Annotated in this window: 24 protein-coding genes; 11 read left to right on the forward strand and 13 right to left on the reverse strand. The window is 68.2% G+C overall.

Annotated elements, in window-relative coordinates; all coding sequences use genetic code 11:
* Window positions 1–3: 3 nt before the first annotated feature.
* Window positions 4–996: a glycosyltransferase family 2 protein gene (locus ACZ5BU_RS19085; RefSeq protein ID WP_465700553.1), complete on the reverse strand. Its 993-nt coding sequence runs from the start codon at window positions 994–996 to the stop codon at window positions 4–6.
* A gap of 93 nt (window positions 997–1,089) precedes the next feature.
* Between ACZ5BU_RS19085 and ACZ5BU_RS19090 the strand changes: the two genes are divergently transcribed.
* The 5 genes from ACZ5BU_RS19090 to ACZ5BU_RS19110 all read left to right on the forward strand — a co-directional run bounded on the left by ACZ5BU_RS19090 (window position 1,090) and on the right by ACZ5BU_RS19110 (window position 7,445).
* Window positions 1,090–3,594 carry a YfhO family protein gene (locus ACZ5BU_RS19090; RefSeq protein ID WP_465700554.1) on the forward strand — a complete coding sequence of 835 codons (2,505 nt, stop codon included), beginning with the start codon at window positions 1,090–1,092 and terminating at the stop codon, window positions 3,592–3,594.
* A 117-nt stretch (window positions 3,595–3,711) separates the two neighbouring features.
* Window positions 3,712–4,008: a metal-sensitive transcriptional regulator gene (locus ACZ5BU_RS19095; RefSeq protein WP_465700556.1), complete on the forward strand. Its 297-nt coding sequence runs from the start codon at window positions 3,712–3,714 to the stop codon at window positions 4,006–4,008.
* 56 nt (window positions 4,009–4,064) lie between these two features.
* Window positions 4,065–4,286: a heavy-metal-associated domain-containing protein gene (locus ACZ5BU_RS19100; RefSeq protein WP_465700558.1), complete on the forward strand. Its 222-nt coding sequence runs from the start codon at window positions 4,065–4,067 to the stop codon at window positions 4,284–4,286.
* On the forward strand, window positions 4,283–5,248 hold the full coding sequence (locus ACZ5BU_RS19105) for a hypothetical protein (RefSeq protein ID WP_465700560.1): 966 nt from the start codon (window positions 4,283–4,285) through the stop codon (window positions 5,246–5,248). Before ACZ5BU_RS19100 ends, ACZ5BU_RS19105 begins: the two co-directional genes overlap by 4 nt.
* On the forward strand, window positions 5,232–7,445 hold the full coding sequence (locus ACZ5BU_RS19110) for a heavy metal translocating P-type ATPase (protein ID WP_465700561.1): 2,214 nt from the start codon (window positions 5,232–5,234) through the stop codon (window positions 7,443–7,445). Before ACZ5BU_RS19105 ends, ACZ5BU_RS19110 begins: the two co-directional genes overlap by 17 nt.
* Here ACZ5BU_RS19110 and ACZ5BU_RS19115 read toward each other — a convergent pair.
* From ACZ5BU_RS19115 to ACZ5BU_RS19135, 5 genes are all read right to left on the reverse strand, one after another.
* On the reverse strand, window positions 7,438–8,979 hold the full coding sequence (locus ACZ5BU_RS19115; protein WP_465700563.1) for a glycoside hydrolase family 13 protein: 1,542 nt from the start codon (window positions 8,977–8,979) through the stop codon (window positions 7,438–7,440). The genes ACZ5BU_RS19110 and ACZ5BU_RS19115 overlap by 8 nt on opposite strands.
* A gap of 9 nt (window positions 8,980–8,988) precedes the next feature.
* Window positions 8,989–9,858, reverse strand: coding sequence for a carbohydrate ABC transporter permease (locus ACZ5BU_RS19120; protein WP_465700565.1), 870 nt, complete (start codon window positions 9,856–9,858; stop codon window positions 8,989–8,991).
* Window positions 9,855–10,808 (reverse strand): carbohydrate ABC transporter permease, encoded by a 954-nt coding sequence (locus ACZ5BU_RS19125; protein WP_465700567.1) that lies wholly within the window; start codon window positions 10,806–10,808, stop codon window positions 9,855–9,857. Before ACZ5BU_RS19125 ends, ACZ5BU_RS19120 begins: the two co-directional genes overlap by 4 nt.
* A complete protein-coding gene (locus ACZ5BU_RS19130; protein ID WP_465700569.1) occupies window positions 10,808–12,172 on the reverse strand; it encodes an ABC transporter substrate-binding protein in 1,365 nt (454 codons plus the stop codon). The genes ACZ5BU_RS19125 and ACZ5BU_RS19130 overlap by 1 nt, the downstream gene beginning before the upstream one ends.
* Before the next feature lie 173 nt (window positions 12,173–12,345).
* Window positions 12,346–13,338: a LacI family DNA-binding transcriptional regulator gene (locus tag ACZ5BU_RS19135; RefSeq protein ID WP_465700570.1), complete on the reverse strand. Its 993-nt coding sequence runs from the start codon at window positions 13,336–13,338 to the stop codon at window positions 12,346–12,348.
* Window positions 13,339–13,405: 67 nt separating this feature from the next.
* On the opposite strand from ACZ5BU_RS19135, the gene ACZ5BU_RS19140 reads away from it, so the two are divergent.
* The 3 genes from ACZ5BU_RS19140 to ACZ5BU_RS19150 are packed head-to-tail and all read left to right on the forward strand — an operon-like array spanning window position 13,406 to window position 16,179.
* Window positions 13,406–14,653 carry a DUF4032 domain-containing protein gene (locus tag ACZ5BU_RS19140; protein ID WP_465701069.1) on the forward strand — a complete coding sequence of 416 codons (1,248 nt, stop codon included), beginning with the start codon at window positions 13,406–13,408 and terminating at the stop codon, window positions 14,651–14,653.
* Between the two features lie 51 nt (window positions 14,654–14,704).
* On the forward strand, window positions 14,705–15,199 hold the full coding sequence (locus ACZ5BU_RS19145; RefSeq protein ID WP_465700572.1) for a SigE family RNA polymerase sigma factor: 495 nt from the start codon (window positions 14,705–14,707) through the stop codon (window positions 15,197–15,199).
* Window positions 15,199–16,179, forward strand: coding sequence for a hypothetical protein (locus tag ACZ5BU_RS19150; RefSeq protein ID WP_465700573.1), 981 nt, complete (start codon window positions 15,199–15,201; stop codon window positions 16,177–16,179). The genes ACZ5BU_RS19145 and ACZ5BU_RS19150 overlap by 1 nt, the downstream gene beginning before the upstream one ends.
* On the opposite strand, the gene ACZ5BU_RS19155 is transcribed toward ACZ5BU_RS19150, so the two are convergent.
* The 5 genes from ACZ5BU_RS19155 to ACZ5BU_RS19175 form a co-directional block, all read right to left on the reverse strand.
* Complete coding sequence (locus ACZ5BU_RS19155) at window positions 16,168–16,806, reverse strand: glycoside hydrolase family 16 protein (protein ID WP_465700574.1); 639 nt, start codon at window positions 16,804–16,806, stop codon at window positions 16,168–16,170. The two genes, ACZ5BU_RS19150 and ACZ5BU_RS19155, sit on opposite strands and share 12 nt — an antisense overlap.
* Window positions 16,807–17,006: 200 nt before the next feature.
* On the reverse strand, window positions 17,007–17,828 hold the full coding sequence (locus ACZ5BU_RS19160) for a carbohydrate ABC transporter permease (protein WP_465700576.1): 822 nt from the start codon (window positions 17,826–17,828) through the stop codon (window positions 17,007–17,009).
* Window positions 17,825–18,805: a carbohydrate ABC transporter permease gene (locus ACZ5BU_RS19165; protein ID WP_465700578.1), complete on the reverse strand. Its 981-nt coding sequence runs from the start codon at window positions 18,803–18,805 to the stop codon at window positions 17,825–17,827. The genes ACZ5BU_RS19160 and ACZ5BU_RS19165 overlap by 4 nt, the downstream gene beginning before the upstream one ends.
* Window positions 18,802–20,163, reverse strand: coding sequence for an extracellular solute-binding protein (locus ACZ5BU_RS19170; protein WP_465700579.1), 1,362 nt, complete (start codon window positions 20,161–20,163; stop codon window positions 18,802–18,804). Before ACZ5BU_RS19170 ends, ACZ5BU_RS19165 begins: the two co-directional genes overlap by 4 nt.
* A gap of 10 nt (window positions 20,164–20,173) precedes the next feature.
* On the reverse strand, window positions 20,174–20,965 hold the full coding sequence (locus ACZ5BU_RS19175; protein WP_465700581.1) for an NAD-dependent epimerase/dehydratase family protein: 792 nt from the start codon (window positions 20,963–20,965) through the stop codon (window positions 20,174–20,176).
* Between the two features lie 135 nt (window positions 20,966–21,100).
* On the opposite strand from ACZ5BU_RS19175, the gene ACZ5BU_RS19180 reads away from it, so the two are divergent.
* The 3 genes from ACZ5BU_RS19180 to ACZ5BU_RS19190 are packed head-to-tail and all read left to right on the forward strand — an operon-like array spanning window position 21,101 to window position 24,707.
* Window positions 21,101–22,345, forward strand: coding sequence for an ROK family protein (locus ACZ5BU_RS19180; protein WP_465700583.1), 1,245 nt, complete (start codon window positions 21,101–21,103; stop codon window positions 22,343–22,345).
* Window positions 22,342–23,487: a galactonate dehydratase gene (gene dgoD, locus ACZ5BU_RS19185; protein ID WP_465700585.1), complete on the forward strand. Its 1,146-nt coding sequence runs from the start codon at window positions 22,342–22,344 to the stop codon at window positions 23,485–23,487. The genes ACZ5BU_RS19180 and dgoD overlap by 4 nt, the downstream gene beginning before the upstream one ends.
* Window positions 23,481–24,707: a glycoside hydrolase family 27 protein gene (locus tag ACZ5BU_RS19190; RefSeq protein ID WP_465700587.1), complete on the forward strand. Its 1,227-nt coding sequence runs from the start codon at window positions 23,481–23,483 to the stop codon at window positions 24,705–24,707. Before dgoD ends, ACZ5BU_RS19190 begins: the two co-directional genes overlap by 7 nt.
* A 13-nt stretch (window positions 24,708–24,720) precedes the next feature.
* Here ACZ5BU_RS19190 and ACZ5BU_RS19195 read toward each other — a convergent pair whose 3' ends face one another.
* Together ACZ5BU_RS19195 and ACZ5BU_RS19200 are read right to left on the reverse strand one after the other, a co-directional pair.
* Window positions 24,721–25,488: an SDR family NAD(P)-dependent oxidoreductase gene (locus ACZ5BU_RS19195; RefSeq protein WP_465700588.1), complete on the reverse strand. Its 768-nt coding sequence runs from the start codon at window positions 25,486–25,488 to the stop codon at window positions 24,721–24,723.
* Window positions 25,485–26,636: an acyl-CoA dehydrogenase family protein gene (locus tag ACZ5BU_RS19200; RefSeq protein WP_465700590.1), complete on the reverse strand. Its 1,152-nt coding sequence runs from the start codon at window positions 26,634–26,636 to the stop codon at window positions 25,485–25,487. Before ACZ5BU_RS19200 ends, ACZ5BU_RS19195 begins: the two co-directional genes overlap by 4 nt.
* Window positions 26,637–26,688 lie beyond the last annotated feature (52 nt).

Raw genomic sequence — 26,688 nt, forward strand, 5'->3', positions numbered from 1 at the left:
CGTCTACCGGCCTCGGGTGGCTCGTCCACCCGGGGCCGGTGGCTTTTCCAAGCGGTCCGCGGGGTCCATGTTGGTCTGCTTGAGCAGGTAGTGCGGGCGCTTCTTGGTCTCGTAGTAGATCCGGCCGATGTACTCGCCGATCAGCCCGAGCATCACCATCTGCAGGCCGCCGAGGCCGGTGATCGCGGCGATCAGCGTGACGTAGCCGGGCATGTCGACGCCGTGCAGGATCGCGGCCACGAGGACCCAGACGGCGTACCCGGCGGCGACCGCGGTGAGCAGCAGGCCGATGTAGATCGCGGCCCGCAGCGGCTTGTTGTTGAACGACAGCAACCCGTCGAGCCCGTACTCGAGCAGCCGCCGGAACGTCCACCGGCTCTTCCGGTCGGCCGGCGCCTTGACGTTGTCGTACTCGAACAGGATCGACTCGAACCCGATCCAGGCGAACAGGCCCTTGGAGAACCGGTTGTACTCGTTCAGCTCGAGCAGGCCGTCGACCGCGCGCCGGGACAGCAGCCGGAAGTCGCCGACGCCGTCCATCAGCTCGACGTCGGCCCACTTGTTGATCAACCAGTAGTACGCCCGCGAGAACAGCGTCCGGGTGGCCGGGTCGCCGGTCCGGTTCCGCCGGGCGATCACCTGGTCGAAGCCGCGTTCGTACTCCTCCAGCATCCGGCCGATCAGCTCCGGCGGGTGCTGCAGGTCGGCGTCCATGATCACGACGGCGTCACCGGTCGCGTACCGCAGGCCGGCCAGCATCGCGGACTCCTTGCCGAAGTTCCGGCTGAAGGAGAGGTATCTCACCGACTCGTCGGTTGCTGCCAACCCGACGAGGGCGTCGAGCGTCCCATCAGAACTACCGTCGTCGACGTAGACGACCTCGTACGGACGGCCGGTCCCGGCGAGCTCGCGGCTCAGTGCCTGATGGAACCGGGAGATCACCTCGACCTCGTTGTAACACGGCACCACCAGACTCAACCGCATCGTTGTCCCCATCCGCCCCGTCCGTCGACCATGATGCGATTCTTGTCCAGACCAGAACTACCCGCTAGCTTTGGCGGCCGAACGATCGGAACGAAGGGGCGGCCAATGGTTCCCGAGGACGCTGTCGAAGAACAGAGCGGGCGGGGGCGCTCGGCGCTGCTGCCCGCCGGCGTCGCCGCTGTCGTGGTGGCGGCGGTGTTCGTCGCCTCCGGAATCATCCGCGGTACCTATCCCTTCGGTTCACTGTCCCGCAGTACCAACGATCTTGGCACGCAGTACATCCCCTTCTTCGCCCACCTCTGGGACGTCCTGCACGGTCAGGGCCAGGGCGACCTGCTGTTCAACTGGCAGAGCGCCTTCGGGGTCGGCTTCCTCGCCGACCTCGGCGTCGACCTCGGCAGCCCGCTGTCCCTGCTGGTCGGCCTGTTCCCGCGGGACAAGATCGACCTCGCCGTCTTCGTCATCACCACCGTCAAGCTCAGCCTCGCCGCGGCCGCGATGGCCGCCGCACTACTCAAGATGCGTCCCGGCCCCCGGTGGGTTGCGGCGATCCTGGGTGTTTCGTACGGCGTCTGCGGCTGGGCGCTCGACGACGGATCCTACGTGCCGATGTGGCTGGACGGTCTGATCGCCCTGCCGATGTTCTTCCTGGTCGCGGAGTGGTCACTGCGCCGGACCAACCGGCTGCTGAGCGTGCTGGTGGTCGCCGTCTTCTGGCTGTCCAACTTCTACACCGCCTACATGGCAACGTTCGCGGGTGGGATCTACCTGCTCGCGCGGCTGCTGAGCAGTGACCTGCGCTGGTCGCTGCGGCTCCGGTCGCTGGTCCGGCACGGAGTCTCGTTCGCGCTCGGCATGGCCTTGGTCGCGCCCATCCTGCTACCGATCATCCTCGCGAACCGGGCCGCAACGCCGTCCCCGTCCGGGATCTTCCACCCGTCGGCGATCGACGAGTTCCTGTCCCGGCTGCTGCCGATCACGGAGGGCGTCGGCAAGACCGCGAGCCTGTACGTCGGCACGATCGCACTGCTGCTCGCGCTGACGATGCCGTTCAACAAGTTCGTCCCCTGGCGCCCGAAGGTGATCTGGGTGATCACGATCGTGGGCGTCGCATGGTCGTTCCGGTGGGCGCCGGCGCAGGAGTTCTGGCACGCGTTCGACACCCCGAACGGCAGCCAGTACCGCGAGGCGTTCGTGCTCTGCGGTCTGCTGGTCGCGGTCGCATGGGTCTCGGTCGCGCACAAGCTGCCCGGTCCGCTCGCGCTCCTCGGCGGCGGTGTACTGCTCGCGCTGATCGCCGTACTGTCCGACGGCAGCCCGTTGCTGAAGGAGCACTGGAAGCAGGTGCTGATCGCGTCCGGAGCGGTGACTTTGGTTGCGTTCGGCATCATTTGGCTGCTGCGCCGCAAGCCTGGCCCCCGCCGGTTGCCGGTGGCGGCCGCGTTCGCCGTACTGCTCGCGGTCGTCGCGCTCGAGACCACGTGGACCGCGGTCGTCACGGACGAGTACCGCAGCAAGGTGCTCAGTACGTCGGCAGACCCGTGGAACGCCGCGCGGACGAAGCAGTCCGACGCGGTACGCGCGGCCGTCGGCTGGCCGAAGTACCGCGCCGAGCCGGGGACGTCGGTGACGCCGAACGACCCGATGCTGCTCGGCGGTCAGGGCGCGGGCCTGTACAGCAGCCTGCTGCCGCACTCGGTGAACCAGATGATGACCACGCTCGGCTTCGGTTGGTCCGGGTACGGGCGCGCCTCGCGGACGCTGGACAACCCGGTGACCGACGCGATCTTCTCCGTCGGCGCCCGGATGCGGCTGGTCGACAACGGCATCCCGAAAATCTCTCGTGACACCGTTCCGCCGCTCGTCACGGTCCGCCGGCGGCTCGCTCCGGCCACGCCGGCCGACACGAACGCCCCGAACCCGTACGCCGCGCAGGAGCGGCTGCTCGGCTCGACCGTGTACGAGGTCCCGGACTACAAGGGCACCCGGTTCGCGACCGGCGACGTGAAGCTGGTCGCGAAGTGCGCGCCGACGAGTACGGCGTACCTGTACATGCCGCGAGTCGGCGGCCGCGCCCGGCTGGACGGCGGCGACTGGCACGAGCTGAGCTCGACGCGCCGGCCGGGCATCAACACCAGCAGCGCGATGATCGAACTGGGCACCGTACCGAGCACCGGGATCGTGCTGATCGAGGTGAACTTCGGCGCGGACCCGCAGGGCATCCCGCCGCACAACGCGATCGGCTGCCTGAGCGCGACGGCCTTGCGTAAGACGGTGAAGGGCCTGATCGCGACCGGCGCGACCGACGTGACGACGACCGGTCACTCGATCCACGCGACGCTGCCCGCGGGCAGCAGGGGCTGGGCGATCGTCTCCGTGCCGAAGATCGACGGCTGGACCTGCAAGGCCGGCGGCGGCAAGCCCAAGGTGCCGAGCGACTTCGGCGGCCTGATGGCCGTTTCACTGAGCGGTACGTCGGACCACGTCGACTGCACGTTCGTCCCGCCGGGGTTGCGGCGCGGGCTGGCGATCGCGGCGGCAGCCGCCGTACTCACGCTCGGGATCGCGGGGATCGGCGCTGTACGGCGACGACGACGTACCGCGAGCTGATACTCAGCGCTTCGCCATATACCCCCCGGTGGTACTTGCTTTTGATACCTGGAGGGGGTACTTTCTTCTTCGTGGAGATACCCCCGAGGGGTAGTTGAGCGAGAAGAGGGCCTCGAGATGACCAGCGAACACGTGCATGGCTACACCGCCAAGAAGGACAGTCACCTCAAGCGGTTGCGGCGGATCGAGGGGCAGGTTCGCGGGTTGCAGCGGATGGTCGAGGAGGACAAGTACTGCATCGACATCCTGACCCAGGTGTCGGCGGCCACCAAGGCGTTGCAGTCGTTCTCGCTGGAGTTGCTGGACGAGCACCTCTCGCACTGTGTGGTCGAAGCCGCGCAGAAGGGTGGTGCGGAGGCTGACGAGAAGGTCCGGGAGGCCTCCGACGCGATCGCCCGCCTCGTCCGCAGCTGACCACCTCCACATTTCTGTGCCCGTTTCCATACCCGTTTCGAGCAAGGAGCATTGATATGAGCACGACTACGACCTACTCCGTGTCCGGTATGACCTGCGGCCACTGCACTTCGGCCGTCACTGAGGAGATCAGCAAGCTCGTCGGTGTCCAGGACGTTAAGATCGACCTCGTCGCGGGTGGTACGTCGGCCGTGCACGTGACGAGTGAGTCCGCGCTCGAAGAGGCCGCCGTCCGCGAGGCCGTCGACGAGGCGGGTTACGAACTGGCGGCGTCGTGAGCCGGGCCGCCGCGCTCCGGCTCGGCGCGTTCGCCGGTGCGGTCGCGCTGGCCTTCGGGGCGGCGTTCGGCATCGGGTCCGCGATCGAACCGATCGCGGCGGCCGGCGACACCTCCGCGGCTGCGGCCCACGGGGAGGAGATGGCTGGCATGAAACACGATTCCGGCGGGCAGTTGCCGGGTCTGGCGGTGTCCGACGCCGGTTACACATTCGCGCCGGCGAAGACGTTCTTCACGGGCGGTACCAAGACCGAGTTGCGTTTCACGATCCAAGGACCGGACGGCAAGCCGGTCACGCAGTACACGAAGACCCACGAGAAGGACCTGCACCTGATCGTGGTCCGGCGGGACCTGTCCGGATTCAAGCACGTGCATCCGACGATGGCCGCGGACGGGACGTGGAGCATCCCGTTCACGTTCACGGCCGGCGGGACCTGGCGGATGTACGCCGACTTCCAGCCGGCCGGCCACGACAGCACGATCACCCTCGGCACGGACGTCAACGTCACCGGGATGTACGTACCGGTCCCGGTCGCGGACCCGGCGAGCGTCTCCAGCTTCGACGGGTACGACGTAACACTGCAGGGCACCCCGGTCGCGGGTAAGGAGTCCGAGCTGACGTTCAAGGTCACCCGTGGCGGCAAGCCGGTCACCGATCTGCAGCCGTACCTGGGCGCCTTCGGGCACCTGGTGTCGCTGCGCGGCGGCGACCTGGCGTACCTGCACAACCACCCGGCGGAGCACGCCGAGCCGGGGTCGACGGGCGGTCCGGAGATCAAGTTCGCGACCACCTTCCCGACCACGGGGACGTACAGCCTGTTCCTGGACTTCCAGCACGCGGGCTCCGTCCACACCGCGGAGTTCACGGTCAAGGTGGGAGTGACCGGAACGGCGATGGTCCCACCAACAATGCAGCCGACACACGACGAGAAGGAGGCACACGACCATGAGCCAGTCCGTTGAGCTCATCATCGGCGGGATGACGTGCGCCTCCTGCGCGGCCCGGGTCGAGAAGAAGCTGAACCGGATGGACGGCGTCACCGCGACCGTGAACTACGCGACCGAGAAGGCGAAGGTGACGTTCCCGGAGGGTGTCTCGACCGACGACCTGGTCGCCACGGTGGAGCAGACCGGGTACACGGCGGCGCTGCCGTCCCCGGCCGTCGAGCCGTCGGACACGGAGCCGGACGAGCTGAAACCCCTGCGGGAGCGGCTGATCGCGAGTATCACGCTCGCGGTGCCGGTGATCGCGTTCGGGATGATCCCGGCGCTGCAGTTCGATTCGTGGCAGTGGGCGTCGCTGACGCTGGCGTTCCCCGTGGTGACGTGGGCGGCGTGGCCGTTCCACAAGGCTGCCTGGACGAACCTGCGGCACGGCGCCGCGACGATGGACACGCTGATCTCGCTCGGTGTGGTGAGCGCGTTCCTCTGGTCGCTGTACGCGCTGTTCGTCGGCGGCGCGGGCGCGCCCGGGATGAAGATGCCGTTCACGCTGATCCCGTCCCGGGGCGGCGGCGCGGAGGAGATCTACCTCGAGGTCGCGGCCGGTGTCACCACGTTCATCCTGGCCGGCCGGTACTTCGAGGCGCGCGCCAAGCGCCGTTCGGGCGCGGCGCTCAAGGCTCTGCTGGAGCTCGGCGCGAAGGAGGTCGCCGTACTGCGGAACGGTGTGGAGACCCGCACTCCAGCGGACCAGCTGGCAGTGGGCGACGAGTTCGTCGTCCGGCCGGGCGAGAAGATCGCCACCGACGGCGTGATCGTCACCGGCAGCAGCGCGGTCGACGCGTCGATGCTGACCGGCGAATCCGTACCCGTCGAGGTGGCTCCTGGTGACGCGGTCGTTGGCGCTACCGTCAATGCCGGTGGCCGGCTCGTCGTGCGGGCTTCGCGGGTCGGCGCGGATACCCAACTGGCGCAGATGGCCCGGCTGGTGGAGGACGCGCAGAACGGGAAGGCCGCCGTCCAGCGGCTGGCGGACAAGGTGTCCGGGATCTTCGTACCGATCGTGATCGGGCTGGCGCTCGCGACGCTCGGCTTCTGGCTGGGCAACGGTTCGCCGGTGGAGGTCGCGTTCACGGCCGCGGTCGCCGTACTGATCATCGCCTGCCCGTGTGCGCTGGGCCTGGCCACGCCGACCGCGTTGATGGTCGGTACGGGCCGGGGCGCGCAGCTGGGCATCCTGATCAAGGGGCCGGAGGTGCTGGAGTCCACGCGCCGGGTCGACACCGTCGTACTCGACAAGACGGGCACCGTCACTACCGGCCGGATGGAGCTGGTCGACGTACTGCTGGCGCCTGGGCAGGAGCGGTCCGAGGTACTGCGGTTGGCAGGCGCGCTCGAGCACTCGAGTGAGCACCCGATCGCGCAGGCCGTGGCGCGGGCCGCGGCCGCCGAGGGCAAGCTGCCCGAGGTCGAGGACTTCGGGAACGTCGAAGGCCTCGGTGTCCAGGGGATCGTCGACGGGCATGCCGTCCTCGTCGGGCGGACGCGGTTGCTGGAGGAGTGGAGCCAGTACCTGCCGGACGAGCTCGCGCATGCGAAGGAGCACGCCGAGGCCGAGGGCAGTACGGCGGTCGCGGTCGGCTGGGACGGCGAGGCACGGGCGGTACTGGTCGTCGCGGACACCGTGAAGCCGACGTCCGTCGAGGCGATCCGGCAGCTTCGCGAGCTGGGGTTGCGTCCGGTGCTGCTCACCGGTGACAACGAGGCGGTCGCCACGAAGGTCGCCGCCGAGGTCGGGATCGACGACGTGATCGCCGAGGTACTGCCGGCCGGCAAGGTCGACGCGGTGAAGCAACTGCAGGACCAGGGCCGGGTGGTCGCGATGGTCGGCGACGGCGTCAACGACGCGGCCGCCCTCGCCCAGGCGGATCTCGGTCTGAGCATGGGTACGGGTACCGACGTCGCGATCGAGGCGAGCGACCTCACCCTGGTACGCGGTGATCTGCGTGCGGCTGCGGACGCCATCCGCCTGTCCCGCAGCACGCTCCGCACGATCAAGGGCAACCTGTTCTGGGCCTTCGCCTACAACGTGGCCGCCCTGCCCCTAGCCGCAGCCGGCCTCCTCAACCCGATGCTCGCCGGCGCCGCAATGGCCTTCAGCTCAGTCTTTGTGGTGTCGAACAGCCTCCGCCTACGCCGCTTCAAGCCACTCACCTGATCCAGGCGGTCGCATCACTCGGGAGCCTGCCGTCGTCGAGGGGGATGCTGGAGATCAGCACCTCCTCGTGCGGCGGTAGGTCGACGGCGTCGTCGCTCAGGTTGGTGACGCACGTCAACTGTTCGCGCCGGAACACCAGCACGTCAGGTGCTGACGGCAACCATGCCAGCACCCCGTCCCCCAGCAGGTCCCGGCGGAGCCTCAGACCGTTGCGGTACAGGGTCATCATCGAGTTCTGATCGTCGGACTGGGATTCGACTGTCAGGTTCTTCCAGTCGCGTGGTTGCGGGAGCCATGGCGTACCGGTTCCGAAGCCGAACGGGGGTTCGTTGCCGGACCACGGTAGGGGCACTCGGCAACCGTCCCGGCCCCGGTCGGCGCCCTTCGAGCGGGTGAAGATGGGGTCCTGCAAGACGTCGTCGGGCAGGTCCTCGACCTCGGGCAGCCCGAGCTCTTCGCCTTGGTAGACGTACAGTCCACCGGGTAGCGCCATCGCGAGCAGTGCCGCGGCGCGGGCCCGGCGTTCGCCGAGGACCAGGTCGGTCGGCATGCCGTGCTTACGGTCCTGGTGCGAGAACGACGTGTCCGCGCGCCCGTACTTCGTCACCGGCCGCGTCACATCGTGGTTCGACAACACCCACGTCGGCGGTGCACCGATCGGTACGTGCGTCGACAACGTCAGGTCGATCGACGCCTTCAGCTCCGCGGCCGCCCACGGGCGGGACAGGAAGTCGAAGTTGAACGCGGTCTGCAGCTCGTCCGGGCGCAGGTACAGCGCGAAGCGTTCCTGGTCCGGCATCCACATCTCGCCGACGAAGAACCGGCCGTCGTACTGGTCCGAGATCCGCCGCCACCCGCGGTACACCTCGTGCACCTCATCGTGATCGGTGTACGACTCCTCGACGCTGTCCAGGTCCTTGAACAGGACGGCGGCGCTGTCGATCCGGATGCCGTCGACGCCGCGGTCCAGCCAGAACCGGAGGATGTCGTGGAACTCCTCGACCACCTCGGGGTTGCGCCAGTTGAAGTCGGGCTGCTCGGGGGCGAACAGGTGCAGGTACCACTCGCCGTCCGCGACCTGCGTCCAGGCCGGTCCGTTGAAGATCGACTGCCAATCGTTGGGTGGCCCATCAGCTCTGCCTGGTCGGAACAGGAAACGGTCGCGCTCCGGCGATCCCGGTCCCGCCTGCAGTGCCTGGACGAACCAGTCCTGTTGGTCCGACCCGTGGTTCGGCACGATGTCGATGATCGTCCGGATGCCGAGGGCGTGCGCCTCCGCGATGTACGCCTCCGCCTCCGTCAGCGTCCCGAACGCCGGGTCGATCGCCCGGTAGTCGGCCACGTCGTACCCGCCGTCAGCCATCGGGGACGGGTACCACGGGTTCAGCCAGATCGCGTCGATGCCCAGTTCGGCCAGGTACGGCAGCTTCACCCGCAGCCCGGCCAGGTCCCCGACCCCGTCCCCGTTCCCGTCGGCGAAGCTCCGCAGATACACCTGATAGATCGCAGCTCCACGCCACCACTCGTCGGCCATCAACTCTCCTCAACCTTTGAGACTTCCGGCGGTCAGGCCCGCCATGATGCTGCGCTGAAACACGAAGAAAACAAGGATTGTGGGCAGGCTGGCGATCACCAGCGACGCGATCAGAACGTTCTGCGGCATCTGCGCAGAAAGCGATGCGATGCCGACGCTGATCGACATCTTCTCGGTTTCCGGCAGCACCAGCAGCGGCCACACGAAGTCCTTCCAGACGGTGACCACCGACAGGATCGAGACCACGCCGATGATCGGCCGCGACACCGGCAGCACGATCGACCACAGGATCCGCAGCGGAGAGGCGCCGTCGATTTCCGCCGCCTCGAGCAGTTCCTTCGGGATCGAGTCGAAGAAGCGTTTCAGCAGGAACACGAAGAAGCCGTTCGCTGCCGCCGGCAACCAGATCGCCCACGGAGTGTTCAGCAGGTCGGCGTGCAGGATCGGCAGGTCCTTCGCCACCAGGTACGTCGGCAGCAGCAGCACCATCGGCGGGATCATCAGCGTCGCCAGCATCGCGCCGAGGACGAGCTTGCCGAGTACCGGGCGCAGTTTCGACAATGCGTACGCCGCTGTCACGTCGACCGCCAGCGTGAACAGCCAGGCGCCACCGGCGTACAGGGCCGTGTTCTTCAGGAACACCCCGAGCTGCAGCTGGTTCCATGCGTCGGCGTACACGTGGAAATCGAACGACTTCGGGAAGAAGCTCGGCGGGATCTGCGCGAGCTCGTCCGGGGACTTGAGCGCCCCCGTCACCATCCAGTACAGCGGGAAGACGAACGCGCCGGTGAAGCTGATCACCGTGAGCGTGAGGACCGTCCAGTAGACGATCCGGCCGCGCGGTGTGCGCAACGCCAGCGGAGACACGAGGGTTCTCATCGGTCGGCCTCCTCGCGCGAGACCCGCAGGTAGACGGCGGAGAAGACCAGCAGCACGATCATCAGCATCAGCCCGAGCGCGGATCCGCCGCCGAAGTCGCCGAAGTTGAACGCGTACTGGTACATCAGGTACGCGACCGTCACGGTGGCGTTCTCCGGACCGCCGCCGGTCAGCAGGTACGGCTCGATGAAGACCTGCATGGTGGCGACGACCTGCAGGAGCAGCATCACCAGCAGGATCAGCTTGGTCTGCGGGATCGTCACGTGCCGGACCCGCTTGAGCAGACCGGCGCCGTCGAGTTCCGCGGACTCGTAGAGGTCACCGGGGATGCTTTGCAGCGCGGCGAGATAGATGAGCGTGCCGGTACCGAGGTTCATCCAGGTCGACACGATCACCAGGCTGATCAGCGCGGTGTTCGTGGAGTCGAGCCAGCCGAGCGCTGGGATGTGTGCGACCCCCAGCGCCTGGTTGAACAGGCCCGCGCCGGGGTCGTAGAACCACTTGAACAGCAGTACGGCGACCGCCGGCGGAAGCATCACCGGCAGGTAGACGACGAACCGCAGGTACGCCTTCGCGTGCTTGAGTTCGTTGAGTACGACGGCCAGCACGAACGGTACGGCGTACCCGATCACCAACGCCAGCCCGCTGAACGCCGCCGTGTTCAACCACGCGGCCCCGAACGCGGGATCTGCGAACACCGTCTTGAAGTTGTCGAACCCGACCCACTTCCCCGGATCGACAAAGTTGTTCTGCTGAAAACTCAGCACGATCTCCCGAACCATCGGATACCAGGAGAACAGAGCGAAACAGATCAACGCCCCACACAAGAACCCGTACGCGGTCAGATTCCGCCCCACCGCCCGCCGCAGGGCGCCGTGATCGTCTGTGGATCGCGGGTTCGTCGCCCCCTGAGCCTGGGGGCGACGAACCTGCTCCTCGGTCACCGTCATTACGTGTTCTTCGCGAGGATCTTGTTCGCCTTCGACTCGGCGTCGCTCAGGAGTTTGTCGATGTCGGCGTCCTTGCGGGTGAGGACGGCGGACATGGCGACGTCGAGGACGGCGTACAGTTCCTGCGCCTTCGGGGGTTCGAGTTTGTTGGTGATGTTGCCCTGGGCAGCGACGTACGGTGCGAAGTTGTCCACCGGCACGGTCGCGTACTGCTTCCGCAGCGCGTTGATCTGGTTGCCAGGAGCACTGTTCCCGTACAGGTCCGGGATCGGCAGCCCGACCGGGCGGCCCTGTTCCTTCGCCCGCTGGTAGTTGAACTGCCCCTGCCCCGGCGTGAGCTCGTGGAACTCCAGCCACTGCAGCCCCGCCTTGATCTTCTCCGGCGACGCCTTCGGGTTGAACATGTACCCGTCGCCACCGCTCAGCGACGACTGCCCACCCGACTCCGGTACGGCGGTCACGCCGTAGTCCTCGAACTTGCCCTTGAAGTCGTTGTTCACCGACTGCACGACGTCCGGCGCACCGATCATCATGCCGAGCTTGCCGCCGCCCATCATGCGCATCAGGTCCTCCCACTGCAGCAACTGCTTGCTGCCCATGGAGTTGTCGTCCCAGCGCATCTTCTTCAGGTTCTCCAGCACCGCCTTGCCCTGGTCGCTGTTGAACGCGGCGGTCTTGCCGTCGTCACTCACCATCGACCCGCCGCGCGCGTACAGCTCAGCGGCGAAGTGCCAGCCGCCGGTGTTCCCGGCCGAATACTCGCCGAACCCGACGTACCCCGGCCCGAGCGCGGCGATCTTCTTCGCCGCCGTCCGTACGTCGTCCCACGTCTTCGGCGGGTTCGCCGGGTCGAGACCGGCCTGGGTGAACAGCTTGCGGTTGTAGACCAGACCCATGTTGTAGTTGTTCCGCGGCAGCCCGTACGTCTTGTCGCCGTCCTTGAACACGCCCATGACGTCCGGCCGCAGGTCCTTCACCGCGCCGACGCTGCCGATGTACTGGCTGATGTCGGCGGCCTGCTTCTTCTCGATGATCTTCCGTACGTCGGTGTAGTAGACGTAGAAGACGTCCTCCTGCGTCCCGCCGGCCAGCTTGGCCTGGAACGTGTCGGGGTTGATACAGGGGAAGGCGTCCTTGCCCTGGACCGTGATGTTCGGATGCGCCTGCTGGAACGCGGCGACGTCCGCCTCCCACGCCTCGCGCTCCTTCGGGTTGCTCTTCGGCGGCTCGCAGCCGACCGTGATCGTGACCGGACCACCGGCCGTGTCACCCGCCGGCTTCTTGTCGTCTTTCCCGCAGGACGCGGCCACCAGACCGAGCCCCATCACCAGCAGCAGGCTGAGCCCGCGGCGCGCTGTGGTCATTTCCACCCTCTCCCTTTCCTGGTGCCGACACCGTAGGGAACTGGACCGAGGAACGCAATACTTCGATCTGTCATTGCAAAATCGTGACTCCTCATGGGAGATTGCCTGGCAGAGGGCAAACGACAGCAGCCGCCGACCTCAACGGTCAGCGGCTGCTCGGGGTTGGGTAGGGCCTAGATCCGGGCTCGCGCGGTGGAGGCGCGGACGACGAGCTCGGGCTCGAACAGCAGCTCGTCGGCCGGGACGGCGGCACGCTCGATCAACGCGACCAGCATGTCGACGGCGGCCCTGCCCATCGCGTCGATCGGCTGCCGCACGGTGGTCAGCGGCGGGTCGGTGCAGTTCATCATCGCGGAGTCGTCGTACCCGATCACCGACACCTCGTCGGGCACGCTGAGGCCTGCTCGCCGGACCGCGCGGATGGCGCCGAGGGCGAGGATGTCGCTGGCGCAGACGATGCCGGTGACGCCGCGGTTCACGAGTTTGGTGGCGGCCGCGTGCCCGCCCTCGAGCGAGAACATCGCGTGCTCGACAAGCTCCGGATCGCCCTCCTCGGCAGCCAGGAACGCGTCCAGCTTGCGCCGCGACGGGATGTGGTCCCGCGGGCCGAGAACCATGCCGATACGGCGATGTCCGAGCGCACGCAGGTGGCCGATCGCCATCTCCGCGGCGACGTGGTCGTCCGACGACACCTGCGGAAACCCGAGGTGATCGACCGCGGCGTTCACCAGTACGGCGGGGAGCTTCCGTTCCTGGATCAGCTCGTAGTGCTGGTGCGGCGCATCGGCCTGCGCGTAGAACCCGCCGGCGAACACCACGCCCGACACCTGCTGCTGGAGGAGCAGGTCGACGTAGTCGGCCTCGGACACGCCGCCGAGCGTCCGGGTGCAGAGCAAGGAGGTGAAACCTTGCTGCGCGAGCGCACCGCCGACGACCTCGGCGAACGCCGGGAAGATCGGGTTCTGCAACTCCGGCAGCACCAGACCGACCAGCCGCGCGCGGTCGCCGCGCAGCTGGGTGGGCCGCTCGTACCCGAGCACGTCCAGCGCGGTGAGCACCGCTTCGCGGGTCGCCTCGGACACGCCGGGCTTCCCGTTCAGCACCCGGCTGACGGTGGCCTCGCTGACGCCGACCTTCTTGGCCACCTCTGCAAGTCGTCGTGTCATGACGCAAACTCTACGCCCAATCACGCAAGAATTTGCAAGCACTTGCGCACCTCGCTGAACCCTCAGGATTCCTGACAGACTGGGAGCCGTGCCTCGATTCGTCGCCACCCGCCCGGACACCGGACTGCTGTCGCTCCCGTGGGACGTCCCGCTGGAGGACTGGCCCGAGGACCAGCTGGTCGCGCTGCCGCGCGGTATCTCGCGGCACGTGGTCCGCTTCGTCCGGGTCAACGGCAGCGTGTACGCGATCAAGGAGGTCCTCGAGCACCTGGCGATGCACGAGTACCGCCTGCTGCGTGACCTCGAACGACTGGAGGCCCCGTCGGTCGAACCGGTCGGCGTGATCACCGACCGCGTCGACCGCGACGGCGAGCCGATCGACTCGATCCTGATCACCCGGCACCTGCAGTTCTCGCTCCCGTACCGTGCCCTGTTCTCGAGCACGCTGCGCCCGGACACGGTGAACCGGCTGATCGACGCCCTGGTCGCGCTGATCGTCCGACTGCACCTGCTCGGGTTCTTCTGGGGCGACTGCTCGCTGTCGAACACCCTGTTCCGGCGCGACGCCGGCGCGTTCGCGGCGTACCTGGTGGACGCCGAGACCGGCGAGCTGCACCAGGACATCTCCGACGGCCAGCGCGCGCACGACCTGTACACCGCGGAGATCAACCTGTTCGGCGAACTGCTCGACCTGCAGGAGGGCGGGCTGCTCGACGAGTCGATCGACCCGCAGGAGACGGTCGAGTCGATCCAGAAGCGGTACGAGGCGCTGTGGGCCGAGCTGACCGCGCCGGAGGAGTTCGGAGGCGACGAGATGCACCGCCTCGACTCCCGGATCCGGCGGCTGAACGAGCTCGGCTTCGACGTCGCCGAGATCGACATCATCACCGACTGGGACGGCAGCCAGGTCCGGATCCAGCCGAAGGTCGTGGACGCCGGCCACCACTCGCGGCGGCTGCTCCGGCTCACCGGCCTGGACGTCGAGGAGAACCAGGCCCGCCGGCTGCTCAACGACCTGGACTCGTTCGCCGCCGCCACCGACCAGCAGAACGAGGACGAGGAGATCGTCGCCCACCAGTGGCTGACCGACGTCTTCGAGCCCGTCGTCCGCACCGTCCCGCGGAACCTGAGCCGCAAGCTCGAGCCCGCGGAGATCTTCCACGAGGTCCTCGAGCACCGCTGGTTCCTGTCCGAACAGGCCGGCCACGAGGTCGACACGCTGGAAGCGGCCCGGTCGTACGTGAACGACGTACTCGCCGCCAAGCCGGACGAGAAACTGGCGCTGCCGACGGAACCGGTACCCGAACCCGACTGATCCCTGCAACGTTCCGCCGTCCGCCAGCGTGATCTGGATGGGAGGTGCCGGATGGAGACGCCCGACTTCGACGACTGGGTCACGCAGCGGGGTGCGGCGTTGTTGCGGTTCGCGTACCTCGTCACGCGCGACCACAGCCGTGCGGAGGAAGCCGTACAGGACGCGCTGGTCGCGGCGTACTCCCGGTGGACCCGGATCTGCCGCGTCCAGGATCCGGAGGCGTACGTGCGGCGGTCGATCGTCAACGCGGACATCTCCCGCTGGCGGCGCTTCTTCCGCCGCGAAACCCCGAGCCTCGACACCGTTCCTGCCACCGCAACGCCGGATCCGGCCGTGGCACAGGCCGAACACGACGCGGTGTGGGCGCTCTGCGCGACGCTGCCCGCGAAACAACGCGCTGCCGTCGTACTGCGCTACTACGAGGATCTCCCGGACGCGGAGATCGCGCTGATCCTGGACTGTTCGCCCGCGACCGTCCGCTCGCAGATCCACCGTGCGCTGGCATCACTGCGCACCACCATCGGGACCGAGGAGGTCAAGGGCTGATGGAACGACTCCTCGCCGACAGCCTGGCGAAACACGCGGCGGACGCCCCGACCGACACTCACCTTCTGGAAACCGTCCACGCCCGCCTGCGCCGCCGCCGCACCCACCGTACGATCGGCGCCGCCGTCGTCGCGGCCGCGGCTGTCGCCACAGCCCTCACCGCGTCCCAAGGACTCACCTCTCATCCGCAGACGGCCCAGACTCCGGCGGCGGGTTGGCGCTGGGAGTCCTTCAGGACGGTGCAGGTGCAGGTGCCGTCCAGCTGGACGCAGTACGTCTCCGGCCCGGCGCCGTGTACGACGTTGGCGGACCCAGCCGTGGCCACCATCGGCCGGGTGAACGGGTGGCCGGCGAGCCGCGAGTACACCTGCACGACGCCGGTGATCCCGCTGGCCCGGCGGCAGCCGTACCTCTGGTTCAACGACGTACAGGCGCCAGGGATCAAGCAGTACGACGGCGGCTGGACCGAGGAGACCCGCGTGGTCGGCGGCGTGAAGCTGAGCGTGCTCACGAAGGACGACGCCCTCCGCCACAAGATCCTCGACTCCGCGCAGGCGATCAACGACACCGACTACTACGGCTGCGCACCCGAACAACCCGCGATGGCACCCATCAGCACACCAACCGTGCAGATCACGTCCGCCTCGGTCTGCGAGTACTGGCAGGGCTCACTGATCGCCGGCTCGAGCGTCCAGGACGACAATGTGGCCCCGTTGGCGGGCCAACTGCTCGCCCCTCGGCCCCGCTCAGGACCTGGACCTACGCCGGTGCCGGCCGGATGCCAGGACCCGGCCGCGCGCACGTACGTCGTCATCCTCCGCGCAGGTGACAAGACCTGGCCGATCACCGTCCCTTACACAACCTGCGCCCCCTGGTCGCCCCAAGAAGCCCTGGACCTCATCCAGCTCGGCCCGCACAAGCCGACCGAGCCTGCCGACATGTTCGACCCTGTCGGACGCATCACCCCACTAGCGCGCTGAGTAGATGCGGACGTAGTCCACGTCGAACGAGTTCGGGAACGGGGTGGTCGCGTCCGGCGGTCCGCCGCGGTCGGCGTTTGCCCAGGTGCCGCTGTTCAGGACGACGTACATCGGCTTGTCCGGCACCTGGGCGCCGGTGATGGTCGAGGTCGGTGCGCCGTCGACGGTGAACGCGATGTGACCCGGCTGCCACAGGAGGCCGTACCGATGCCAGCCGGTCGTCGGCGCCAGGCCGGTCGCCCAGTGGCTGTCCCACCGCACGTCCGGCCAACTCCCCGACGCCAGCCCGCTGTGCATGCTCTGGATCGAGCCGAACCACTCGGCGACGTCGATCTCCGGCGGCCAGCTCCGGTCCTGCGGGATCAACCAGAACGCCGGCCACAACCCCCTCCCGGCAGGGAACTTCGCGCAGATCTCCCAGTACCCGTACTGCTGGAAGAACTTGTCGTGTGAGGAGACGAACCCTTCCGTGTACTGGTACGTCCCGACCGGATCAGTCCCGGTCACCGGCTTGTCGTCGGTCACCAGCCGCAACTTGCCGCCGGACAGCACCACGTTGTCGTCGACGGCATAACTCCCGTACGACGTGTTGTGGTAGTGCCCGCCCGCGCGCCCAGGAAAGTCCATCACCGTGCTCCAGGACCGCCGGTCCAACGTGCGCCCACCGAATTCGTCGTGCCAGGCGAGCCGCATGCCCGCCGGCCGTTCCTGCCCACCGGCGGTGCAGGTCGTTTCGCTTGCCTGTGGCAACTGTTTGTCTGCGGCCCGAGCAGTGCCGGTGAGGCAGGTGGCCACGAGGAGTGCTGCCAGTCCGAGCTGTAATTTCATCATTTGATCCCGGAGGTGGAGAAGCCGCTGACGAAGCGGCGTTGCATGAACAGGAAGAGGACCAGCACCGGAAGGACGTACATGACGGCGCCCGCGGCGACCAGGTTGTTCATCGGAAGGCCTTTGTCGTTCACGTAGCCGGTGGCCATCGCGACAGCGAGGGTCGTACTGTCCTGGCTGAGGAACATCGCCGGACCGACGAAGTCGCCCCAGGCGTGGGTGAACGACAGGATCACGCTGGCCGCGATCACCGGCCACGACTGCGGCAGGAAGATCCGCCAGAAGATCCCGACGTACCCGCAGCCGTCGATGATCGCCGCCTCCTCCATCTCGCGTGGGATACCCGCGAAGAACTGCCGGAACAGGAAGATCAGGAACGCGCTCCCACCCAGCCCCCACGCGACCCACGGCCAGTACGTGTTGACCATGTGCAGCTTCGCGAAGATCAGGTACGTCGGGACAAGCGTGACGATTCCGGGCAGCATCATGGTGGCGAGCAGCACGATGAACAGCTGCTTCTTCCCGGGCGCCGTCAGCCGCGCGAACCCGAAGCCGACCCACGCCGAACTCAGTGTCGTCAGCGTGGTGCTGATGAACGCGATGGTCAGCGAGTTCTGCGTGGCACCGAGGAAGTTCACCTGGCTGATCGCGTCGGTGTAGTTCGCGAACCGCGGCGCCGACGGCCACCAGGTCGGCGGGAACGCCGCCATCTCGGCGGGCGACTTCAGCGACGTGGACAGCAGCCACAGGATCGGGCTGAGCATCACCAGGACGACGGCCAGCAGCACGATGTAGAGCGCCCACCGGTAGGTCCGCGTCATTTCTTACCTCCCGGCTCCACGGTGTAGAACACGGTCTTGGCGCTGACCTTGATGATCACCAGGGTCACCAGCAGGATCACCGCGAACAGCATCCACAACATCGCTGAGGCGTACCCGAACCGGGATGCGCTGAAGTACTGCGCGAAGACATGGATCATGTACAGGTAGTTGCCCTGCGGCACGGTCCCGGCCCCGCTCAGCGACCCGGACGACAGCAGCAACGGCGCGAACGACTGCAGTGAACCGATCATCCCGGTGATGACCTGGAACAGGATCACCGGCGACAGCAACGGCACGGTGATCCGCGTGAACGTCTGCCAGTACGACGCACCGTCGACCTGCGCTGCCTCGAGCAACTCCCGCGGGATGTCCTGCAGTCCGGCGAGCGAGATGATCATCGACCCGCCGCAGCCCCACAGCACCAGCGCATACAGCACGTAGCGCACGTTGGGGTCGACCAGCCAGGTAATCGGATTCGCACCCAGACCACTCAGTACGCCGTTCGCGGCGCCGGCGTCCCGGTCGAAGATCAGCCGGAACGTCAGCGCGGCACCCACCGGCGGAACCACGGCGGGCAAGTAGATCAGGCCCCGCAGCAGACCGCGGCCCCGGATCGGCTGGTTCAGCATCACGGCGAGCAGCAGACCGGCCAGGATCGACAACGGGACGGTGACCAGCGCGAACAGCCCGGTCTTGCCCAGTGAGCTCAGGGTCAGCGGGTCCTGGAAGATCTCCACGTAGTTCTCGAAGCCGACGAAGTGCGTCCGCGGCGACAGCCCGTCGGAATCGGTCAGGCTCAGCCAGAACGCGTACCCCAACGGGAACACGGTCAGCGCGACGAACCCGATGATCCAGGGCGCCACGAACAGGTAGAACGTCCGCGCCCTGCGCAGACCGGGCGGCTTCTTCCTCCGGCCCGTTTCCGGTACGGCGTCAAGCACGGCGCGACGCGGCACCTCGGTCAGCGCGGAACTCACCGCAACCGCTTCTTTCCGTCCGCGAGCTGCGCGTTGATCTGCGAGTTCAGCGTGTCGGCGAACTGCCCGGTTGTCGTCGTGCCCTTGATTGCCTTGGGCAACTCACGGTTGATGATCGCGTTGATCGCGTCCTGCCGGACGTACGGCGTGTAGGACGTGACCGAGAAGTGCTCCTTCTCGGCCATCTGCACGTCGTAGGCCTGCTTCTGGTACGGCAGCTTCTGCGGCATCAGCTTCTGCAGGGACTTGAGCGGCGGGATACCCCAGCCGCCGGCCGCGCGCGCCTTGGCCGGGTCGCCGGCCAGGTACCACTCCATCACCTGCCAGGCGGCGTCCTTGTTCTTCCCCGCCTTCGGCATCCACAGCCCGGTCGCGCCGAAACACGGGCTGACCCGGCGACCGGTGTCGAACTGCGGCGCCGGCGCGAAGCCGGCCACCTTCGCGGACTTGGGGTCGCCCGCGAAGAGCCCGCCGAGCCAGTAGCCGCTCAGCGTCGACGCCATCCGGCCGGCCTGGAAGGTCGGGCCGTCCCAGCCGTTCGGGTCCGGGTTCAGGACGGTCGGTCCGATGCCGGCCTTCGCGTATTCCAGGTACCAGGTCAGAGCCCGTTGCGCCTCCGGGCTGCTGAAGTCGACCGACGCGAGATCGTCGGCGGTCAGCTTCCCGCCCGCCAGGTCGGTCATCCACGTCAGCTGACCGAACAGGCCGAGCCCGTTCGGGTTCAGGCCGTAGACGCTGACCTTCGCACCCTGCCGCTTCACCAGGCGTTTGCCCTGGTCGAGCAACTCGTCCAGCAGCAGGGGTGTCGTCGCGCTCGGTCGCGTCACCTTCGCCGCGTCGAACAGGGCGCTGTTGTACCAGATCGTGCAGTCCTGCGAGTAGTCCTTCGCGAACCCGTACCGCGGACCGGCGCCTTGCTTCTCTCCGTCGTAGCGCCAGACGTCGTTCACCGGGTCGATGTCGTCGGCCTTGATCAGCGTGGACTTCGCGAAGTACGGGTCGAGGTTCTCCGCGACCTGCCGGGCGACCAGGTACGGCGTCTCGGTCGCGCCCATGCCCCGGACCACGTCCGGTGGGTTGCCGCTGGCCAGCATCGCGGTCAGCTTGGTGAGGTCGTACTCGACCGTTTTCACGGTCAGGCCGAGCGCCTGCGACGCGGCCTTCGCCTCCTTCGGGCCGAACTCGCCCGACTGGGACATCACCGTGACGACGCCCTTGGCCGTCGATCCGGTGCCGGTGGCCGCCGGGGTGTTCGTCGAGGACGCGGGTGAGCAGCCCACTGCGAGCGCACCGCCCGCTGCCGCACCGCCGAGCGCGAGGAACCGCCGCCGGGAGAGCCCTGGGTTCGTTGTGGTCATGACCAACCTCTCAGTCTGAACTCTGTGGGTCGAAGAGCCGGCAGACCGGACCGGAGGAGGGACCGGCCTGGTCTGCGAGCGCTTCGCTGTCGTCTTCGGGTCGGTAGCCCAGCTCGTGCCGGGCGGAGGTGGTGTCCCAGTAGTTGCGCGTGTTCGCGGACACACCGAAGTGCACGCCGAACCGCTCCCGGGCCTGCAGAGCCGCGAGCATCAGCCGGCCGGCGTCGTCGTCGGACAGCCACTGCGCGAGGTAGCGCCGTTCACTCGGCGGCCAGCCGGTCAGACCGAGGCGCAGGCAGGTGACCGCGGCGCCGGTACGGTCGGCGTGTATCCGGCCGAGCGCCTCCAGCACGACCTTGCCCAGCCCGTACGGACAGCAGGGGCGTGGGTCGAGCCGGGGATCGACGGGCCGGTACTGCGGGCGGTTGTACTCGCCCGAGACGTGCAGCGAACTCGCCAGCACGATCTTCGGTACGGCGTGTGCTACCGCGGCCTCGAGGACGACCTGGGTCGGCCACACGTTCGCGGCGAACACGCTGTCCCAGGTCTGGAAGGGACTGCTGTTGCCGGCCAGGTGCACCAGCGCGTCCGCACCGGACAGCACCTCGCGGGCCGCCTCGGGATCGCCGACGTCCACCTGGACCAGTTCGTCAACGCCCTGCTGCGGTCCGGCGCGATCCACCAGCCGGACGCGATAGTGCTTGCGCAGCCACGGCAGCACCACCGTCGCGACGCGACCCAACCCGCCGGTGACCACCACCAGCGGCCTGCTGCCCTGCTGCGCACCGTCCACGTCGGTCATCCGGTCGCCGGGCCCGGGCGATCCCCAGGACTGTGACCGGAATTGTTCGAGCAGTTCGGCATTTGTGTCAAGTCTTCGTACACAGATTGTCAGTTGAATTGACTCCGCTGTGCCAGATCACGGATACTCGACGTCGTGACTGCGAAGGACACCGGATCCCTGCGAGCGCTGCGGCGCACCAACTCCGAACGGTTGCTGTCCGCGCTGATGGAGCACGGCGCGCTGCACCGGGCCGAGCTGGCACGGATCTGCGGCGTCTCGCGGACGACGGTGTCGACGATCACCGCCGACCTGATCATGGGCGGTGTCGTGATCGAGGTGATCGGCGATCAGGCGGCCCGGGCCGGCATCGACGCGTCGGAGGTCGACGGCCGGGCCCGCGGGTTCCTGCGGGCCAACCCAGGCGCGGGCGCCGCGGCCGGGCTCGACTTCACCCTCGAGCGCGTCTGGTGCCACGTCACCGACCTGTCCGGCGCGACGATTGCCAGCGAGGGCACCCAGACACCGGCGGACACCCCGTGGCAGGAACGGCTCACGGCCGGTCTCGCCCTGCTCGACGACCTGCTCACCGAGGCGGGTCTCGCTCGCGGCAACCTGGTCGGCGTGGCGATCGGCGTGCCCGGTCCGCTCGACCTGCAGACCGGCGTGGTCGGCCCATCGTTACCGGGCCAGGCGTGGGCCGGGGTGGACGTCGCGGCCGAGTTCGGCCGGCACCTCGACGTACCGGTGCTGGTGGAGAACAACACCCGCCTGGAGGCGGTCGCCGAGTTCACCTGGGGCGCCGGGCGGGACATTGCGGACGTGCTGTATCTCGGCCTGTCGACCGGGATCGGGTCCGGACTGCTTGTCGACGGCAACCTTCACCAGGGCGGCGCGCGCGGTGGCGGCGGCGAGATCGGGCACCTGTCGGCCGACTCGTCCGGCGAACCGTGCCCGTGCGGCAACCGCGGCTGCCTGGTGCAGTACGCGTCGCTCCAGGCCGTGCTGGCAAAGCTCGAGCCGGTGCTCGGCGCGGACGCCGGGCTCGAGGAGCTGCTCGCGTCGGCAGCCGACGGACAGCCCGAGACCTTACGTGTGCTCCGTGAGGCTGGTGAGCTGACCGGTCGAGTGCTGGCCAACATCTGCAACTTGCTCAACCCGGCCCGGATCATCGTCGGCGGCGAGCTCGCCCGCACCGGCGATCTGATCCTCGAACCGATCCGCGCCACCCTCCGCCGGACCGCGATGCCGTTGACCCGGGACGCCGATGTGGTCGCCGCCGAGCTCGACCTCGGCGCCCGCGCCGGCGCCTCCGGGGCCGCCGCACTCGTGCTGCGGCAGACCGACCAGCTCGTCGCCGCCCTGCTGACTCCCGAACGCAAACCGAGTGAGGCCGTGTGAAGATCATCGGTTACGAAACGTTCCTGGTGGCGCCGCGGTGGCAGTTCCTGCGGATCGACACCGATGAAGGGATCAGCGGGTGGGGTGAGCCGATCGTCGAGGGACGCGCCGAGGCTGTGCAGGGAGCTGTCACGGCGCTGATGGAGTATCTGATCGGCCAGGATCCGTTGCGGATCGAGGAGCACTGGCAGGTGATGGCCAAGGGCGGCTTCTACCGTGGTGGTCCGGTGCTGTCGAGTGCGCTGGCCGGGATCGACCAGGCGCTGTGGGACATCAAGGGGCGGTTCCACGACGTTCCGGTGCACGAGCTGCTCGGTGGGCCGGTGCGTGACAAGGCGCGGGTCTACACCTGGGTGCACGGTCGCGACAACGCGCAGCTCGTCGACGAGGCGCAGGCCAAGGTGGCCAGTGGTTTCACCGCGGTCAAGCTCAACCTGTCCGAGGCGCTGCGGCCGATCCCGTCGGCCGCTCAGCTGCGGGCCGCGGTCAGCCGGGTCGAGGTGTTGCGCGAGGCGCTCGGCGACGGGATCGACATCGCCCTCGATTTCCACGGCCGGTTCAGCACGGCGGCCACCCGGCAGATCCTGCCGTTGCTCGAGCCGCTGCTGCCGATGTTCGTCGAGGAGCCGGTCACCCCGGAGTTCTCCCGCGACCTGCGCCGGATCACCGAGTCGACCAGTATCCCGATCGCGACCGGCGAGCGGCTGTTCTCCCGCTGGGACTTCCGCGACGTACTGCCCACCGGCATCGGCGTCGCCCAGCCGGACATCTCGCACGCCGGCGGTGTCTCCGAGGTGCGCCGGATCGCCGCGCTGGCCGAGACGTACGACGTGACCGTCGCGCCGCACTGCCCGCTCGGGCCGATCACCTTGGCCGCCAGCCTGCAGATCGACTTCGCGATCCCGAACTTCCTGATCCAGGAACAGAGCCTCGGCATCGAGTACGGCGGCGGCAACGCGCTGCTCGACTACCTGGTGGATCCGCGGGTGTTCGCCTTCGCCGACGGACACGTGCAGCGGCCGACCGGACCCGGGCTGGGCATCGAGATCAACGAGGACGTCGTACGGGCCGCAGCCGCGGAGCCGCATCGCTGGCGATCACCCGTGCTGCGGCACGACGACGGATCGTTCGCCGAATGGTGAACCCGCCGATGGGCTGGAACAGCTGGGACTGTTTCGGCACCACTGTCACCGAGGCCGAGGTGCTGGCCAACGCCCAGGTCATGCACGACCAGCTGCTGCCGTTCGGGTGGGACACGGTCGTCGTCGACATCGCGTGGTACGACCCGACCGCGCGATCGCACGGCTACAACGAGAACGCTCCGGTCGTCCTGGACTCGTACGGCCGTCAACTGCCGGCGCCGTCACGGTTCCCCTCGGCCGCCGACGGCGCCGGCTTCGGTCCACTGGCCGCGCGGGTGCACGAGCTCGGGCTGAAGTTCGGGCTGCACATCATGCGCGGGATCCCGCGCCGGGCCGTCGAGCTGGACCTGCCCGTGTTCGGGACCGAGTGGACGGCGCGCGAGGTCGCGGACCCGGACCACGTCTGCAGGTGGAACCCGGACAACCTCGGGCTGAACCACGACCACCCCGGCGCCCAGGCGTACTACGACGCCCAGGTGGCGCAGTTCGCCGAGTGGGGTGTGGACTTCGTCAAGGCCGACGACATGCTCGCGCCGTACCACGACCGTGAGATCGCGGCCTATGCGCGGGCTATCGAGCGCAGCGGGCGGGACATCGTGCTGTCGTTGTCGCCGGGTACACAGCTGTCCACGCATCACCTCGACCACCTCCGGGCGAACGCCCAGATGTGGCGGATCTCCGACGATCTGTGGGATCGCTGGGAAGACGTGCACGCACAGTTCGCGCGGCTGGCGCGGTGGGCACCGTTCCAGCAAGCCGGCGGCTGGGCGGACGCGGACATGCTGCCACTCGGTCACATCGGCATCCGTGCCGAACGCGGCGACGACCGCGACAGCCGGCTCACGCTCGACGAGCAGAAGACCCTGCTCACGTTGTGGGCGATGGGACGTTCGCCGCTGATGATGGGCGGCGACCTGCCGACGACCTCGCCGGAAACCCTTGCCCTGTTGAAGAATCCGGCCCTGGCCGAGCTGCTCGACACCGCGTACGACGGTCGTGAGGTGATTCGCGAGCCGCTCGACGACGGTGAGCTGATCGTCTGGACGGCGCGCGGCGACGGCTGTTCGTACGCGGCGATCTTCTGGACCGGAGCCACACCTCGCGAGGTGTCCGTACCGCTGGAGTCCCTTGCTGCACAGGGTTCTCCACAGGACCTGTGGAACCTGCCCGACGGCGCACCCGTCCCGGCGCACGGCGTGCGCTGGCTCAAGTTCAGCTGAGCAGGATCACGCGTCAGCGGGGTGGCATCCGAAGGGCGCCATCGAGACGGATGACCTCGCCGTTCAGGAGCTGGTTGTCGAGGATGTGCCGGACCAGGGCGGCGTACTCCGACGGCTTGCCCAGCCGGGAAGGATGCGGGACCTGCTGCTCGAGGACCGCGCGAGTCTCCTCCGGCAGGCCCGCGAGCATCGGCGTCTCCATCGTGCCCGGTGCGATCGTCAGCACCCGGATGCCCTTGTCGGCAAGGTCGCGCGCGGCGGTCAGCGTCAGCGCGACGATGCCGCCCTTGCTCGACGCGTACGCCGCCTGCCCGACCTGGCCGTCGTACGCCGCGATCGACGCGGTCATCACCACGACCCCACGATCGCCGTCCTCCGACGGTTCCGACGCGATCATCCGCTCGGCGGCGAGCCGCAGCACGTTGAAGGTACCGATCAGGTTGATCTCGATCACCTGCCGGAAGGTTGCCAGCGGCAACGGGCCCTTCCGGCCGACGACCCGCCCGGGGGTCGCGACACCGGCGCAGTTCACCGCAACCCGGAGCGTGCCGAGCTCCGAAGCCGCGTCCAGGGCGGCGGTCACCGCGGCCTCGTCGGTGACGTCGGCCGGCGCGAACACCACCCGGTCGCCGAGCTCCTCGGCGATCGCCTTGCCCGCCGACGACGGCAGGTCGACGATCACCACCCCGAGCCCGTCCGCCGCCAACCGCCGTACGGTCGCCTCTCCGAGCCCCGAACCACCACCGGTGACGAGAGCGACATCGGACGGGCTGAACTTCATGAAGCGCTCCTGAGCAAGTCGCGGCTGATGACCAGACGCTGGATCTGGTTCGTACCTTCGAAGATCTGGGTCACCTTGGCCTCGCGCATGTACCGCTCGGCCGGGAATTCCCGGGTGTAACCGTACCCACCGAGGACCTGCACCGCGTCGGTGGTGACCTTCATCGCGGCGTCCGTACACACCAGCTTCGCGATCGCCGCCTCCCGGGTGAACGTACGGCCCAGGTCACGCCGGCGCGCAGCGTGCAGGTACGTCGCCCGGCCGGACTCGACCGCGGCGGCCATGTCGGCGAGCAGGAACTGCACGCCCTGGAACTCCGCGATCGACTGCCCGAACTGCTGCCGTTCCTTCGCGTACGAGGTCGCGAGGTCGAGGGCCGCCTGCGCCAGGCCGACCGCGCAGGCCGCGATCCCCAGCCGCCCGGAGTCGAGCGCGGACAGCGCGATCCGCATCCCGTCGCCCTCGGCGCCGATCCGGTTCGCGGACGGGATCCGTACGTCGTCGTAGTTGACGAGCGTGGTCGTCGACCCGGTGAGACCCATCTTCCGCTCCGGCGCACCGAAACTCAGGCCGTCGACGCCCGCCGGCACGTGGAACGCGGAGATCCCGTGCGTGCGGTCGTCCGACGTACGGGCGAACGTCGTGAAGAAGTCGGCGTGCGGACCGTGGCTGATCCACGCCTTCGTACCGTTCAGCACGTACGAGTCGCCGTCGCGGACCGCGCGGGTGGTCATCGAGGTGATGTCGGAGCCGGCCTGCGGCTCGGACAGCGCGTACGCGCCGAGCAGTTCGCCGCCGATCATGTCCGGCAGCAGGCGGGCCTTCTGCTCGTCGTCACCGAACGTGGCCAGCCCGTACGACGTCATCGTGTGCACCGAGACGCCGACACCGACCGACATCCACGCGGACGCGGCCTCCTCGAGCATCTGCAGGTACACCTCGTACGGCTGCTCGGCGCCGCCGTACTGCTCCGGGTAGGGCAGGCCGAGCAGGCCGGCCTTGCCGAGCGTGCGGAACGCGGCCCGCGGGAACGTCTCGGTCTCCTCGGCGTGCGCGGCGTGCGGCGCCAGCTCGTGTTCGCACAGCTCGCGGACCAGGGCGAGCAGATCTACGGATTCGTCGGTTGGCAGGAGCCGGTCGACAGGCATCAGGAACCCCCTCTCAGCAACTGCCGAAATGATACTCCGAACGATACTGACG

The organism is Kribbella sp. NPDC031520 (genome assembly GCF_055580825.1).